We start from the raw sequence: 15104 nt of genomic DNA, 5'->3' as shown, positions 1-15104 counted from the left end.
TTCTTCTTTTTATTCACTTCTTTCTATAAACATAGTTGCCCATACACGAAGTGCCAATACGTTAAAAGTCGAACATTTGTTCACTTCAATCTCCACCGTTGCCTCCCTCCTTCCTCACACCGACTGGACGACATCGCGTTAACAAATGATGCTGTAATATTTTTGCAACAATTTATGTGAGGCACACAAAAGCTGTCCTATATTTAATACAGCAATGTATAGAAAACATATTTCATGCGGCGGTCGATGCAGTAAAAGCGCAACTTACGATAAAACAGGAGAGTTCATGCGTAAGCCCCTTCCTCGAACCATCAAAGCACAACTGAGTAGTATTGTTCTTTTGATTTTGACATCCGTTATCGTGTTTTCGATCACTTTTCAGTCGTCATTTAAAGAGCTTGAAACGCTAGATAGTGCATCCGTCGATATACTGAAGAGTCAGACATCAGTGTTGATGCTTCGCCGACATGAGAAAGATTTCATGGCGCGGAATGATGTGAAGTACAAAGACAAATTTGACGCGGAATATAGGGCACTAAGAGCAAAGCTTTCTGCTGCATTGAACAAGTTAACGGTCCTCGACATGCCCGGCAGAGAAGCCATCAACGACATGATGTTGAAACTCGACAATTACCAACGAGATTTTGACTCTTTGATCGCACAACGCGTCAATGTGGGCGTCGAGTATGACAGTGGGTTACAAGGCATAGCACGCACAGCATCTCATCGCGTCGAACAAGCCATTCAGCGCATCCAAGACGATACCATTTACAAAATGCTGCTGATGCTCCGTCGTCATGAAAAGGACTTTCTGCTCCGTTCTGATGTGAAATACATCGACGAGTTTAATGCGCAGATGAGTAACGTTGGCTTAGTCATTGCCAGCAGCGAAATACCATCAAGTCATCGCCTTTTGATGGAAACCTCTCTAGGTGATTATCACAAAGCCTTTAATTCGTTGGCGACCAGCCTGCAGGATATTGGTTTGACACCACAAGAAGGTTTACACGGTAGCTTGAGAGCTTCGGTGAGAGAGACAGAAGCGCAGATGAAGTCACTTAGCGAGAACTTAGTGCACGCCATTGATCAACGTGAACATCAAGTCACAACGCGTCTAACCCTTGTTGGTGGCACACTGGCCATCATTGTTTGCCTTTCGTTAGCGTTTATTATCCGCCATGTCACCCACAAGATTTCGGTGGCCAATCAGTTAATGAAAAACATAGCCAAGGGCAACAGTTCACTGGATGTACGTATGCAATTGCCCGGCGACGATGAACTTTCGCAACTGGCGACCAACTTCAATCGTTTTATTGCCAACCTACAACACACCATGGAAAAAATTGCAGGTATTTCATCTGAACTATCGTCCAATGCGCGACACAGTTTAGTGATGGCAGGATCTACTGCTGATAATGCTGAAAAACAGCGAGCAGAGTCGGATTCAGTGTCTACTGCAATGAATGAAATGACGGCGACCAGCCGAGAAATCGCTCAGAGCGTTGCACGCGCGGCAAGTGTTGCCAGAGAATTACAAACCTCTGCGCAAACAGGACGTGATGTGAACAGTGAAACCTCCGTGAAGGCGACAGAACTGTCTGAAAGCATGCGCAGTGCCAGTGACAACATGCAAAGACTGAATGCAGACAGTGAAGAAATTGGCTCAGTGATTGACGTGATACGCTCCATTACTGATCAAACCAATCTTCTCGCATTAAACGCTGCTATCGAAGCTGCGCGAGCCGGAGAGCAAGGAAGAGGCTTTGCCGTGGTTGCCGATCAAGTTCGCGAACTTGCGATGAAAACACACCACTCGACGGATGAAATAACCAAGATCATCGAGCAGCTACAATCAGGGATCCGCCATAGCGTCAGCGTAATGAATGAAAGCAGTAACATGGCAACAATAAGTGTCAATCAATCACGTGAAGGCGCTGCAGTAATGAGTGCCATGGTCGAGCAAATTGAAGACATTGCAGGCCAGAATATGCAGATTGCCACCGCCTCTGAAGAGCAAACCATGGTGACCGACAGCGTTGATCGTAATATTGTGGTTATCGCTGAGCTTGCCGGACAGACTGCATCGGCGGCTCAAAAATCCAACCACTCTGCCAGCGCCATTGAACAGCTAGCCAATGAGCTCGACCGACTGGTTGGTACATTTACGGGCGAGCGAGGAAAATCGCATTCAGAAACGCCCAGCACACCAAAGATTGACGGGACAATGAACATGACACAAAGCCAATGGGCAAGTGCGTAAGTTATCAACGACATACGCTCGCTGGTATTTTTCGCCGTTCAGCGAGCGAGTTTAGCAATCCGATGCAAAGGTATTTCCATCGACTATAGTAATGAAAACGCCATTGCATTGGATTGCTTATGAAAAAGCCCGCACTGCCAAAAGATGAAGCCCTCAGACTGCAATCTTTAGAGAACCTTAATATTCTCGATACCAGCGCCGACGAGCGATTCGATAGGCTTTCCAGACTAGCAAGCCAGATGTTTGCCACTAAGGTAACTGCTATTAGCTTTATCGACGCCAACAGGCAATGGATGAAATCATGTATCGGGCCCTTTAGCCAAGAGATCCCACGAGATATATCCTTCTGTGCGCATACGATTTTAGATTCAAAGCCTTTCATCGTGAACAACGCACTTGCAGACCCTCGCTTTAGTGACAATCCGTTAGTTACCGCTGAGCCAAATATTCACTTTTATGCTGGCTATCCCATTAAGCACGCCAATGGCACTGTTTTGGGCACACTAAGTATCATGGATGATGAACCGCGAGGTTTCGACGACTATGACATTCAGTGTTTTAAAGACATCGCCGATTTGGTGCAGAGCGAGTTACATGCGATCCAACTGACCACACAAGATCAGCTAACTGGCCTTCTCAATGCACATGGCTTTCAGGTGCTATCACAAAACAGCCTAAACATGTGCGAGCGCCTTAACGCACCGACTTCACTGGCTTATTTTGATGTACGGGGACTCAAGCAGATTAACCAACTACAAAGTAATCGAGATGGTGACAATGCGTTAATGTTTTTTGCTGAATTGTTGACGTTTGGTTTTCGTGACTCTGATGTGCTGGCGCGTTTAGAAAGTGACAAATTTGCTGTGCTGCTCACCAACACACCGATTGCCAATACCAAGGATATTTTGGACCGTTTTAAAGAAAGGGTAGACAGATATGCGGTTGAAAAACGACTCCCCTACACCCTTGATTACAATGTTGGCGTGTCATGGGTGGATGAGGAAGGCGATTATGATTTTGCAGAACTGCTCAATATTGCGCGAAGCCTAGCGGAAAAAACCAAGCCCTAGCGTTTCCAAGTACCGCTTCTTCTCAGCAATGCTGAGCTTCATTTCGCGCTATCAGCTCATCAGTCATCAGTTCAATGCATGACACTTGAAAAGAGATTGATAACCACGACGCCAGCAATGATCATGCCCATGCCCAACATTGCACCTAAATCAAGCTGTTGACCATGCCAAAGCCATGCGACAAGTGACACCAATACAATTCCCGCAGCACTCCAAATAGCATAAGCAATGCCCAAAGGCATGGTTTTAACCGTAATGGAAAGCAGATAGAACGACACAGCATAGCAGGACAACACGACACCAGTGGTGACTGGCTGTGTGAACGACTGCGTCTTTGGCATCATGGACGTTGCCATGATTTCAAATAGAATGGCGATAGCCAATGATACAAAAGGTGGCAATGTGTAGAGAATTTTAAGCACGCTATTCTACTCTTTAGTGACGCTTCCTTTCGAGAAATAATCGTGGCGTCTTCAGACAGCACAAATAGCAAAGCCTCGCCAATAGGGGCGAGGCTTTGTTTAGTCAATCAAACTAAATTATACGCGGTTTGCCGCGTAGTCATTCAGTTCGTCAACAGAAACAGTCGTGATGAACTCATCGTTCAGGTAGAAGTTAACCATCTCACCGTCTTTCTCACCGCGCAGTACCTGCGTAGTGCCATCAGCATAGGCAACAGACATTTCGATAGATTTGTCGTTAACTTGCTTAACGTCTGCCGCAGAAATTTTAATCGGCGCAGTAGTCAGATCTTTGTCTAGTTTCTGGTTGATACGAAAAACAGCGTTCGCAGGCATGTCTGCTACTGCTGGAGATTTACCAGAAATTGGGTTTGTGCCGGTCCAAAACTCGATAGAGTTGAAGATAAACAGGTCGGCTGCAGCTGCAACGCCATAAACTGGGCTCATCAGTACATAAAGACCTGCACGTGCATAACGGTTATCAACAGCTGTCAGGTTCATTTTCATTACCATACCTGACGTTGCCATTTGACCGATACAACCCGTCAGAGACACAGTCAGTACTGCAGCAGCAATAGCTTTAATCGCAATTTTTTTCATCGTTTTACACACAGTGAATTCAAAAAGTTGGCGAAGTATACAGCGAATTTCTCACTTGAAAAGATCGAAAATCAAGCAGGAACCTGTGGCACGCAACAGTGAATTAACAGGTTTTTGTAAGGGCAATGTCAAGATGGTTAAGTGAGGGTTACCAAGTCACAACAGTGGACCCTGACGCCAATGAAAACACACAACTCATTTACCGCGTGAATGCATGGGCATTTGTTTGATTGCTCGTTATTTATACTATTATCTTCAAGTTTACTTATTATGCTTGAGTCTCCTTGTGGTTTGTCCTTACAATCCCTCCTCAAAAAATTGACGGTCACCGACGATGAACAGAAAAAAGAAAATGATTCAAACGCTGAAGAAGCGTGAGAAGAAGAAAAACGCGAAGTTGCATACTTCTAACAAGCCAAAATACATTTCCAAAGCGGATCGTGAGAAGCTCGCTCTGGAAACTGAAGTAGTCGTTGAAAATACAACTGCTAGTGAACAAGCCAGCACTGAAGAAAACGTATAATCCACATAAACGGCTGTTTTTCTGAAATTTAGAATCATTCGATATTTCCAGCTTGGCGAATTACTGCCACAGGTATTCTCATTCTCTTTCATGCGGTATGGTTAACACCATACAAACTGCAAGAGGAAAGTGGCATGTCAGCGCCAAGTTGGGATTTTTCATTCGTTTATCAAAGCCTTCAAGACCCTGCAATTTCTCATGACCTTCAGCTGAGTCAGCAACATTTAGCGTCGTTTGCCAATCTACCTGCCGACTCGGTAGAAAGCTGCCAACAAGCACTAACGCTTCACGACAACATCCACAACCTGATCCTGTCTGTGGCCAATTACGCGGCTTGTCAGTCTTCTATTGATGCAACAAACGAACAAGCAAAATCTTTGGTCATAAAAACCGATGTGATGCTGTCAGCCCTTACACAAGCTTTTAGCCCGTTTGAAAGTCAGTTATCAACCTCCGACGATGTTTTCTTTGCCGCCGTCATGTCTGGTGCCGATGACTCAGGCAGCTATGATCGTCATGCATTTCGTCTTTCTCGCCAACGCCTAAATCGTGTTTTCCGCCTATCCGTTCCTGAAGAGCAATTGCTTTCTGCGATGCAAGTGGATGGCAAAAATGCATGGGGAAGACTTTACGACGCCATAACAGGGACGGCCAAGGTCACCCTAAAACTTGAAGATGGTATCGAAGAAAAAATTGGACTGTCGCAAGCTGCCAGCTTGCTATATGGCGGTGACAGATATAGACGAGAACCTGCTTGGCGAGCGATTTACTGCGCCATGGAAGAGCAGGAAATTACCTTTGCAGCCATTCTCAATGCGCTGGCTGGAAATCGCCTGACCGAATATCAAAAGCGTAGCCACACCCAACCTCTGCATTTCCTCGCTCCAGCACTAGAAGAAAGCCGCGTCGAGCGACAAACACTCAATGCCATGATGAATGTGGCGGAGCAGCACAAAGCGCTTTCCCGCCGTGCTGCCAAAGCCATGGCAAAGATGTTTGGTACTGACAAATTAGCACCGTGGGATGAAATGGCTGCCATGCCCCCACAAGGCAAAGCTATAGTAGCGAATTACTCATTTAATGAAGCCATCGCGATTATTCGCCGCGCTTTCCATTCAGTGAACGGTGAAATGGCAGAGTTCGTCGACATGATGGTTGAGCAACGCTTAATTGATGCCGCTCCTCAGCCGAATAAAGTCATGGGCGCCTATTGCACCAAGATCCCCAAGACACGCACACCCCTGGTATTCATGAGTTTTGGTGGCAGCATGTCTGATGTCCTCACGCTTGCTCATGAACTCGGTCATGCTTTCCATAACTGGGTGATGAAAGACATGCCGCTGGCTGAAACTGATTACCCAATGACACTGGCCGAAACCGCCTCTATCTTTGCGGAAAACGTCGTGCGTGATGCCTTGCTTGAAGAAGCGGCCAACGATCAAGATAAATTGTTAATGCTGTGGGAAGAGGCACAAACAACCGTTGCTCTCATGCTGAACATTCCAGTTCGCTTTGAATTTGAACGTGCTTTCTATGAGCAGCGACAGCAAGGTGAACTCACTCCGATGCAATTGCGCAACCTAATGTCAGAGACGTGGAAGAATTGGTATGGTGATGCCATATCAGAGCCAAACGATCTGTTCTGGGCGAGTAAACTTCACTTCAGCATTGCCGAGATCAGCTTCTATAACTATCCGTACCTGTTTGGGTATCTATTCAGTACAGGCGTTTATGCTCAGCGTGCAGAAAAAGGCGAAGCTTTCTATGAAGATTATAAGTCGCTCTTGAAAGATACCGGACGCATGAGCGCAGAAGACGTGGCGACAAAGCACCTAGGTGTGAACTTAGGAAAAGTCGATTTCTGGGCGCAAAGTATCGCTATTACTGAGAAGCGAATAATGGCTTTTGAAGCGCTTGTGAATAAACTCATGCATTGATCTGAACACACTGCTTTAAGCAATCGGCACAAAAAAACACCCGCTTCAGCGGGTGTTTCCGGTACCTAAACTTCGTCAAGAGATTAACGACAGACACAGCACACATGGTCTAGGGTCAATTGCATTGCTCATTGATTGACCTGCCACTTGAGGACTCTCCTGATCGTGAGTAGGAAGAAGAGTTCTCGCACATAGTCCCATCGTCACCTCTGTCATCTATGCCATACCGGCCTGCCGCCACAATAATATTTCCCTTGGCTACATTGTTCATTCCGTATGACGGAGAATCACTAGAAAAGTACAGTCCACTTCCCGCTGGAGCAACGATCCTGTTTCCATAGAAATAGTTACTATTTCCTCGAGACGCTAACCCACCCGAGTTCCCATCCATTTGTCCCATGCAAGTATTATCTACAGCCCAGTTATTGAACGCACCTTCCTTAAACTCAATACATTCATTGCCAAGCGTATTTATTACATTGCGAGAGAATATGTTCTTTGAGGTTGTGTCAGGATCCGATGCTGGGTTTTTCCCATCTCCCCATTGCTTAATCGACGTTCCAACGTAAATACCTTCCCCATTTTTCCCTCCGAGTTTATAAACGAAGGCATGAACACCACAATTTGATATAAACGAGTCTTTAATTGATGAGCGAACGATTTTGTATCTAAATCGTATGCACTCTCCGCCAGCATTTCTAAAGGTCACTCGACGAATATGGACACCCGTTAGGCCATCTAACCGATCGGTGTTGTGAACAAACAGTAATTTATCAGTGTATGATTCGGGTGAATCTCCGCCGTCGAAGAACCCATCTACAACAACGTCCTGCAGCGTAATATAACTATGGCGAATTTGGATTAAGCGGCCATTATTTTTCTTTGGTGGTTTAATAGTCGGTCTTAGAAGAACATTTTTCGTCTGGTTATCAAGGTCTAAGTAATCCGACTCATTTCTTAAGCCTTTGATCGATATTGGGCTTTCTAATAGTCCATCCCTCACGGTCACAATGTTTTCATGATAGACACCGGGACTAAGATAGATTGAATCACCTGGGTAAGCAGCTTCTAGGGCTTTATTGATCGTTAGAAAGGGGGTATTTCTTGTCGTTCCATCATAAAAATCACTGCCCGATTTACCGACAAATATATTGCCCCCAATTGCTGCAATAGGTACTAAAAACAAAAAAATAACAATCACATTCATTAGTTTCATCGATTTATCCTCACCTGCCTGTTACAAGACGACGTTTGATAATTTAATGCTTTACTAATTATTAAGTGATTTAAACTTAGTACTTTTATAGTACTTTAGTGTTAATTAATGCAAAAAAAACCGCGAATGCGGTTTTTTTGAAAGCTATCAGAGGCTTCTAAAGATTAAACACCGCGAGAATTAAGGAATTCCGCATAGGTGCCTTTAAAGTCGGTGATTTGACCGTCTTTAATTTCAATGATTCGTGTTGCCAATGAGTCAACAAATATACGGTCATGCGATGCGAAGAACAAAGTACCTTTGAACTGCTCAAGTGCCGTGTTCAACGATTCAATCGATTCCATATCCATGTGGTTAGTCGGTTCATCAAGTAACAACATGTTGGGTTTGTGCATCATCAGCTTGCCCAGCAACATACGGCCTTGCTCACCACCAGACAGCACTTTCACTGATTTCTTGATGTCATCTTGTGAGAACAGCATGCGACCAAGGAAACCACGAACAACTTGCTCGTCTTCACCTTCTTGACGCCATTGACCCATCCAATCAGTCAGGTTCAAGTCTTCTTCAAAATCAGACGCATGATCCTGTGCATAGTAACCAAGGTTGGTATTCTCAGACCACTTGTAGAAACCAGTACGCGGTTCCAACACACCCGCTAGTGTGTTTAGCAGAGTCGTTTTACCGACACCATTCTCGCCAATAATCGCGATGCGCTCACCGACTTCGAAAATGCCGCTAAATCCAGCAAACAAATCATGTTCAAAACCTTGGCTCAGGTTTTCAATTTCAAGCGCGTTACGGAACAATTCTTTAGATTGTTCAAAGCGAATAAATGGCGTTTGACGACTAGATGCTTTCACTTCGTCTAGTTTGATTTTATCAATTCGCTTAGCACGAGAAGTTGCCTGCTTGGCTTTCGATGCGTTTGCAGAGAAACGTGCGACGAAGGTTTGAAGCTCAGCAATTTGCGCTTTTTTCTTCGCGTTATCGGTTAACAGACGATCACGGGCTTGAGTTGCCGCAGTCATGTATTCGTCGTAGTTACCCGGATAAACACGCAGCTCGCCATAATCCAAATCTGCCATGTGCGTACACACTGAGTTCAAGAAGTGACGGTCATGCGAAATGATGATCATGGTACAGTTACGTTCGTTCAACGTATCTTCCAACCATCGGATAGTGTCGATATCCAAGTTGTTCGTTGGTTCATCGAGTAACATGATATCAGGGTCAGCAAACAGAACCTGTGCCAACAGAACACGTAGTTTCCAGCCAGGAGCAACACTGCTCATCAGACCATAATGTTGATCAAGTGGTATACCCACAGCAAGAAGCAGCTCACCTGCTTTAGACTCCGCCATGTAGCCGTCCATCTCGGCAAACTCCACTTCCAGATCTGCGACACGCATACCATCGTCTTCAGTCATATCTGGCAACGCGTAAATGCGGTCACGCTCTTGCTTCACTTCCCACAATTCTTTGTGGCCCATGATCACAGTGTCGATAACCGTAAATTCTTCGTACGCAAATTGGTTCTGGTTCAGCTTTGCAACGCGTTCGTTGGGATCAACGCTCACATTACCACCGGTAGGTTCCAGCTCACCGCTCAGGATCTTCATAAAGGTTGATTTGCCGCAACCGTTCGCGCCGATAAGGCCATAACGGTTTCCATCGCCAAACTTAACGGAAATGTTTTCGAAAAGAGGCTTGGCGCCAAATTGCTGGGTGATATTAGCTGTACTAATCAAAGTTATTACTATCCTGAACAGTGAATACAAAACGCCGCAAGAGTACAGAGATCGCTCCATTACTTCAAGCAAACAGCGAATTGAGTCACAGACTCACATGAAAAAATCGAGTATTTACGTCAAAGTCAATTTGTGAACTCCCTTGCCATACGCTGCTTCATCAGTCTTTGGTCAATCAACTGAGACAAACAACCAATTGATTGCCTTGTGCTTCCCACCTCTCAGATCCTGCTATTTGTTTGACTTATCTATTGATATTGAAACTACACTTAGGAGCTAAAACGTCTCATTTATGAGGCATTAATACCGCATTCAGAACGACAGAATAGATGGAATTGCTATGAGTAATCGCTTACCACGCATAATCAAAACCACAATCGCTCGATTATTCAGCCTTCATGTATTAGTACTATTGGCTGGCGCACTGCTAACAACAAGTGCCATCACCATAGGGTCCACGAATGCTTCTGCGGAAACGGGCGCTAAGCAACTACTCTTTATTAATTCACACCACCGCGGCTATGGTTGGAGTGATGAAGTAGAAAGTGGCCTGAGAGAAACGTTCGAATCCTCAGCTGTCCCCATAGAATTGTCTGTGGTATATCTTGACACGCTGCGCCACGACGCATTGCCAATCAAAGAAAAATTGGCCGATATTCTTGCGCTTAAACATGTTTCTGAAGCCACTGACCTTGTTATCACGTCAGATAATGCGGCACTAGACTTTGCATTGGCTCATCAAAACGAGCTATTCCCTCGCCAGCCAATTATTTATACGGCGCTAAAAGATTTTTCGACAAACGCCTACGACGTAAATACGCGTGTCACGGGAATATCCGAATATACCGATTACCAACAAGCCATTAATGTCGCACTCTCGCTGCATCCAAAAACTCAATCCCTTGCATTTATAGGCTCTCAACGAGAACCCCATAACCAACGCATTATCGACATCATCAAAGAAAGTGTTGTCCCGGTTCTTTCCAGCAAATTAGACATCGAAATCTACATAGATAAGTCCATTGATGAACTCGATGATATGTTAAGCGAGCTGCCCACCAACACGATTGTTTTCGCACTTAGCAACACCCTACCCAAAATTGACGGTATGCTTTACAGTCCTGCTGAAACAGCGCGATTATTGGCATCGGTTACGCCATTTCCTGTCTATACGTTTTGGCACTCTCATATCGGCCACGGCGCAATTGGCGGTCAGATTGTGACCGGGTTTAGTCAAGGGAAAGCGGCAGCACAGCTCGCGTTGCAAGTGTTAGCATCAGACGTTGATGCGCCGCTACCGAGTCATCAGACAGCACCTGCATCTTTGTTTTTCGACCTTGAAGCGGCAAAAAAGCACAGAATTGACAAAAACCTGCTGCCCGAAGGCGCAAGATTTATCAACTATCAAGCCCCAATTTGGCAAGAATATAAGACAGAAGCTTTGACGACGCTGGTTATTGTTTTTGGCCTGCTCTCTCTCGTACTCGCGTTTGTATTACTCGCAAAACGACAAACTGAGACTATTCATCAGATAAGTGATGAAAACGTCGAACTGACCCACGCATTAGATATAAACCAAGAAACTTTAGACGATGTTACACATCAACTCGAAGAAGTGAATACGATAGATGACCTCACGGGATTAGCCAACGTCCGCCATTTTAACGACATGCTAGATAAAGAGTTACGCCGAGCAAGCCGCTATAAGACACCACTCAGTTTGTTGTTGATTTCAGTTGATCAATTCGATGGCTATATTCATACCCATGGTGAAGAAGATGCGAGTGAACAGCTCGTGACTATCAGTCAGGTCATCAAAGATACCTGCCAGCGCTCTTCCGATGTCCTAGCGTTTCTTCTCGATAACAAGTACGCCATCATATTGCCGCATACTACGCGTGATAACTCAAAAGTGGTTTGCCAAAAATTACATGATGGCCTTAAACAGAAAAATCTGCCTTTCATCCTGTCAAAGACTGGCGCAATCACCTTAAGCATAGGGTTGTCATCACTTGAAAGTACGGCCGACCGTATCAATCCACAACATATGTTGAATACCAGTGAAATGATGCGTATTGATGCGGAAAGAAAAGGAGGGAATGGAACACGATCCGATGTTATTGCGATTCAGTCACCTCAGAACACGATCCATAAAGATTAGTAGCCCATTCATTCTGTCATAGCGCTACTTATCGCCAAATATTGATGTTTATCTCATTACTTTCCACTCATACCTTTTTTGCGTTACCGTGGCTGTGTTGGTTGTTTTTCCAATCTTGTTAATCCAAACATGACGGGAAAGCCACTGTGCATCCGAAATACCTTATCGAAAGGCGCGCATATTTTTTGCTGCGCCTATTTTTTAGCCGACCATATGTACGGCAGTTTAAATACATGGAAACAATTTTTGTTTCCTCGACAATTATCACTTTCCTTTAGGCAATTAGGTATTTCGATTTGCCTTGATAAAATCTAACATCGTCTATGATTGATTAGGCACATACTTATGGCTAAAAAACCTAAAATCTTAGATCGAACTCGCATCATACAATCCATCATTTTATGCCTCGTTATCGCATACACCACTAAATACATTTTTGGTGGGGCACTGATGTATCACTTTGCTATTTCTGCTGGATATGGCATTGCTTTCACGATCGCAAATATTACTATTTCTAACGCTTATCCTCATCGCCCAGTTGGACGAAACATCATTTTGGCGACACTCATTGGTATGCCATTCGGCACCATCAATATGCTGTTATGTATATATTTCTATAAAGGCATTTGGAAAATCGGTGCCATTATGCCGATTCTTATCGTCACGATGGCTATTGCTGTCTTTATTGCATACTTTTTTATTGCACGAGAACGAGCAAACCGCGCCGAGTCCGAATTGAAGGACATCCAATTAAGGCAAGCTGAGCAAGAAAAAGCACTTATCAATAGCCAGTTAAGAAATCTTCAAGGACAAATGGAACCCCATTTTCTTTTTAACACATTGGCTAACATTCAAATTTTGATTGAAACTGATGCAGCAAAAGCAAAAAAACTTCTCGGGAAAATCACCGAATTGCTTCGTGCTAGCCTCAAACAACAACGTAAAGACACCATTACATTAAGTGATGAATTAAAGTTGCTAGACAGCTATTTAGCTATCCAGCAAATCCGCCTGTCAGAGCGTATGGGATATAGCATCTCACTTGATGATTCTGTATCGCCACAAACACTGGTTCCTCCTTTTCTTATACAACCTGCAGTCGAAAATGCCGTTGTTCACGGTATCGAACCCTCAATTAAAGGGGGTCATGTTCATTTACATTTCTCTCGCAATAATAATGTTATTACCGTTGAAGTGTCTGACAATGGTATTGGCTTTAATGAGGCGTCGAAAGGAAATGGTCTCAGTATGAAAAATGTTAGACAACGTCTTTCGGTACTCTATGGCGAACACGGGAAACTTGAACTTATTCCACATAGTGACGGCGGATTTACAACAAGGATTTCAATTCTATGCGCGCATTGATTGCCGATGATGAACCATTACTTCGCCACCACTTAAGCAAATTGCTCAGTGAACTCAGTACAAGTATCGAGGTTGTTGCCAGTGTTAAAGATGGCATTGAAGCTGTTGATAAAATAATCCAACTCAAACCCGACGTTGTGTTTTTAGACATCAGAATGCCAGGGCTGGATGGGCTAGATGTGGCAAGTGCCATTAACAAACTGGATGTATTGCCACGTATCGTCTTTGTAACTGCTTACGATCATTATGCAATTGAAGCTTTCGAAAAAGGGGCGATTGATTACTTAGTCAAACCAATTGATGAATCCCGCCTCCAAAAAACGTGCGAACGATTAGAGAGCCAGCTTGAACAGAACCTTAATCGAGACGACTTAATCCAACTACTTACTCAAACACAAGTTAAACGAGAATCACCTCTTACATGGCTAAAAGTAGCTAAAGGTGAGGATATACACCTTATTCACGTGGATGATGTCGAGTACTTTAAAGCAGAAGATAAGTACGTGACCGTTGTCACGCAAGACAGTGAGTACATCATCAGAACGCCCCTGAAAAGCTTATACAAAAGTCTATGTAGTGATACGTTCTGGCAAATCCACCGTTCGATCATCGTCAAGGTGGCATCAATTAACCGAGTATCTCGAGATATCACTGGAAGAATGGTTGTTGAAATGACCAACGATAATCGAAAACTCCCCGTTAGTCGAAACGCAAACGCATTGTTCAAGCAAATGTAACACCTCCATACATCAACCACCTGTATTCTTAGCGCTCGCATTTACGATTTATCTGGATGATTCACCCTTTGTCGCATCGTACTTTTCATTGAGCCTAAGCGATATAAAGTGGCGGCATACAAAACACGCTTTTTCGTATTTGGAGGCAAGGAATGCCACGTAAAGACAGCTTACTTAGTCGCACACTCATCTGCGGCATCCTCGTTTTTACAAGCATTATGCCTATCTGGTTTGCTCAAGTTAACGCTGACCCTATCCCGAAAACACTTCAGGAAGTATTCATCGATGCAACGTCAGGGGTAAGCGGGGCTGGAGAGCATGTGTTAAGTGCCGTCGACAGTCTACTCAGACAATATCCAGAAGATGCCTTGCTCACCGCATACTACGGCAGCACCCTCTATGTGAAAGCCAGAGATTCTTGGTTACCTTGGGACAAAGAAAAGTACTCAACGTTGGGTATGGCGTCACTCAACAAGTCGTTAAGATTGCTGTCTAACGAATCATTTTCCAAACCCTATTACGGTCTGAACGAAGGGATTTACATACAATCCATTGCGGCTATAACATTTGTGAATACGCCGGATTTACTTCATCAAAAAGCGCGTGGGTATAATATGCTCAAAAACATGTTAGCGTCGGAACAACTTCAGTATTATCCATTTGAACCACAAGCATGGATACACCTTGGTGCGGTAAAAGCGGCTTTGGATATGGAAGAACCCCATGTTGCACAAGCTTGGGCACAAGAAATGAGAAAACTTGCTCCGACTCACCCTCTTACGCAAGAAGCCTTATCTCTTACGGCAAATACCAACGCATAGCCTTTTCAACGAAAGGCTCTTTTCGAGTCTTTATGTCCCCTTATCCATTCTCGACATGACATCCTGCCGATTTATACGTAACTTCAAACTCAGCAACTTTTTTGTCACTTTGATGGTCTTACTCAAGCAATCTCAAGATGCTAACTTGCAGATATTGAAGTCACCGCATCTAGATCGAATTTACAATTCACAATGTCAGAGA

The 15104-nt window shown here is 44.3% G+C and carries 12 protein-coding genes; 8 read left to right on the top strand and 4 right to left on the bottom strand.

Features of this window, described 5'->3' with window-relative positions:
- Positions 1-286 precede the first annotated feature (286 nt).
- Together ACED36_RS13485 and ACED36_RS13480 are read left to right on the top strand one after the other, a co-directional pair.
- Complete coding sequence (locus ACED36_RS13485; protein ID WP_371733420.1) at positions 287-2260, top strand: methyl-accepting chemotaxis protein; 1974 nt, start codon at positions 287-289, stop codon at positions 2258-2260.
- A gap of 119 nt (positions 2261-2379) precedes the next feature.
- Positions 2380-3330 carry a diguanylate cyclase domain-containing protein gene (locus ACED36_RS13480; RefSeq protein WP_016960422.1) on the top strand — a complete coding sequence of 317 codons (951 nt, stop codon included), beginning with the start codon at positions 2380-2382 and terminating at the stop codon, positions 3328-3330.
- Positions 3331-3401: 71 nt separating this feature from the next.
- Here the strand turns inward: ACED36_RS13480 and ACED36_RS13475 are convergent, their stop codons facing one another.
- A complete protein-coding gene (locus tag ACED36_RS13475) occupies positions 3402-3731 on the bottom strand; it encodes an SMR family transporter (protein WP_198928795.1) in 330 nt (109 codons plus the stop codon).
- Positions 3732-3869: 138 nt separating this feature from the next.
- Positions 3870-4391, bottom strand: a complete 522-nt coding sequence (locus tag ACED36_RS13470; protein ID WP_016960420.1) for a DUF3332 domain-containing protein — start codon at positions 4389-4391, stop codon at positions 3870-3872.
- A 334-nt stretch (positions 4392-4725) separates the two neighbouring features.
- Here ACED36_RS13470 and ACED36_RS13465 point away from each other — a divergent pair, with 334 nt between their 5' ends.
- Together ACED36_RS13465 and ACED36_RS13460 are read left to right on the top strand one after the other, a co-directional pair.
- Positions 4726-4914, top strand: coding sequence for a DUF2986 domain-containing protein (locus ACED36_RS13465; RefSeq protein ID WP_016960419.1), 189 nt, complete (start codon positions 4726-4728; stop codon positions 4912-4914).
- A 134-nt stretch (positions 4915-5048) separates the two neighbouring features.
- Positions 5049-6851, top strand: coding sequence for a M3 family oligoendopeptidase (locus ACED36_RS13460; RefSeq protein WP_371733419.1), 1803 nt, complete (start codon positions 5049-5051; stop codon positions 6849-6851).
- Positions 6852-6966: 115 nt separating this feature from the next.
- Here ACED36_RS13460 and ACED36_RS13455 read toward each other — a convergent pair whose 3' ends face one another.
- Both ACED36_RS13455 and ACED36_RS13450 read right to left on the bottom strand, forming a co-directional pair.
- Positions 6967-8067: a DUF1565 domain-containing protein gene (locus ACED36_RS13455; RefSeq protein ID WP_017003307.1), complete on the bottom strand. Its 1101-nt coding sequence runs from the start codon at positions 8065-8067 to the stop codon at positions 6967-6969.
- A 164-nt stretch (positions 8068-8231) separates the two neighbouring features.
- A complete protein-coding gene (locus ACED36_RS13450) occupies positions 8232-9818 on the bottom strand; it encodes an ABC-F family ATPase (RefSeq protein ID WP_016960416.1) in 1587 nt (528 codons plus the stop codon).
- A gap of 340 nt (positions 9819-10158) precedes the next feature.
- Here ACED36_RS13450 and ACED36_RS13445 point away from each other — a divergent pair, with 340 nt between their 5' ends.
- The 4 genes from ACED36_RS13445 to ACED36_RS13430 all read left to right on the top strand — a co-directional run bounded on the left by ACED36_RS13445 (position 10159) and on the right by ACED36_RS13430 (position 14902).
- Positions 10159-11979 carry a diguanylate cyclase domain-containing protein gene (locus tag ACED36_RS13445; protein ID WP_016960415.1) on the top strand — a complete coding sequence of 607 codons (1821 nt, stop codon included), beginning with the start codon at positions 10159-10161 and terminating at the stop codon, positions 11977-11979.
- A gap of 345 nt (positions 11980-12324) precedes the next feature.
- Complete coding sequence (locus tag ACED36_RS13440) at positions 12325-13344, top strand: sensor histidine kinase (RefSeq protein ID WP_016960414.1); 1020 nt, start codon at positions 12325-12327, stop codon at positions 13342-13344.
- Positions 13332-14081: a LytTR family DNA-binding domain-containing protein gene (locus ACED36_RS13435; RefSeq protein WP_016960413.1), complete on the top strand. Its 750-nt coding sequence runs from the start codon at positions 13332-13334 to the stop codon at positions 14079-14081. The genes ACED36_RS13440 and ACED36_RS13435 overlap by 13 nt, the downstream gene beginning before the upstream one ends.
- 152 nt (positions 14082-14233) lie before the next feature.
- Positions 14234-14902 carry a hypothetical protein gene (locus ACED36_RS13430; RefSeq protein WP_016960412.1) on the top strand — a complete coding sequence of 223 codons (669 nt, stop codon included), beginning with the start codon at positions 14234-14236 and terminating at the stop codon, positions 14900-14902.
- Positions 14903-15104 lie beyond the last annotated feature (202 nt).

Origin of the sequence: Enterovibrio sp. FF113 (assembly GCF_041439165.1) — a bacterium.
Taxonomy (GTDB): Bacteria; Pseudomonadota; Gammaproteobacteria; order Enterobacterales; family Vibrionaceae; genus Enterovibrio; species Enterovibrio norvegicus_A.
This window is presented reverse-complemented; position numbering and strand designations above follow the sequence as displayed.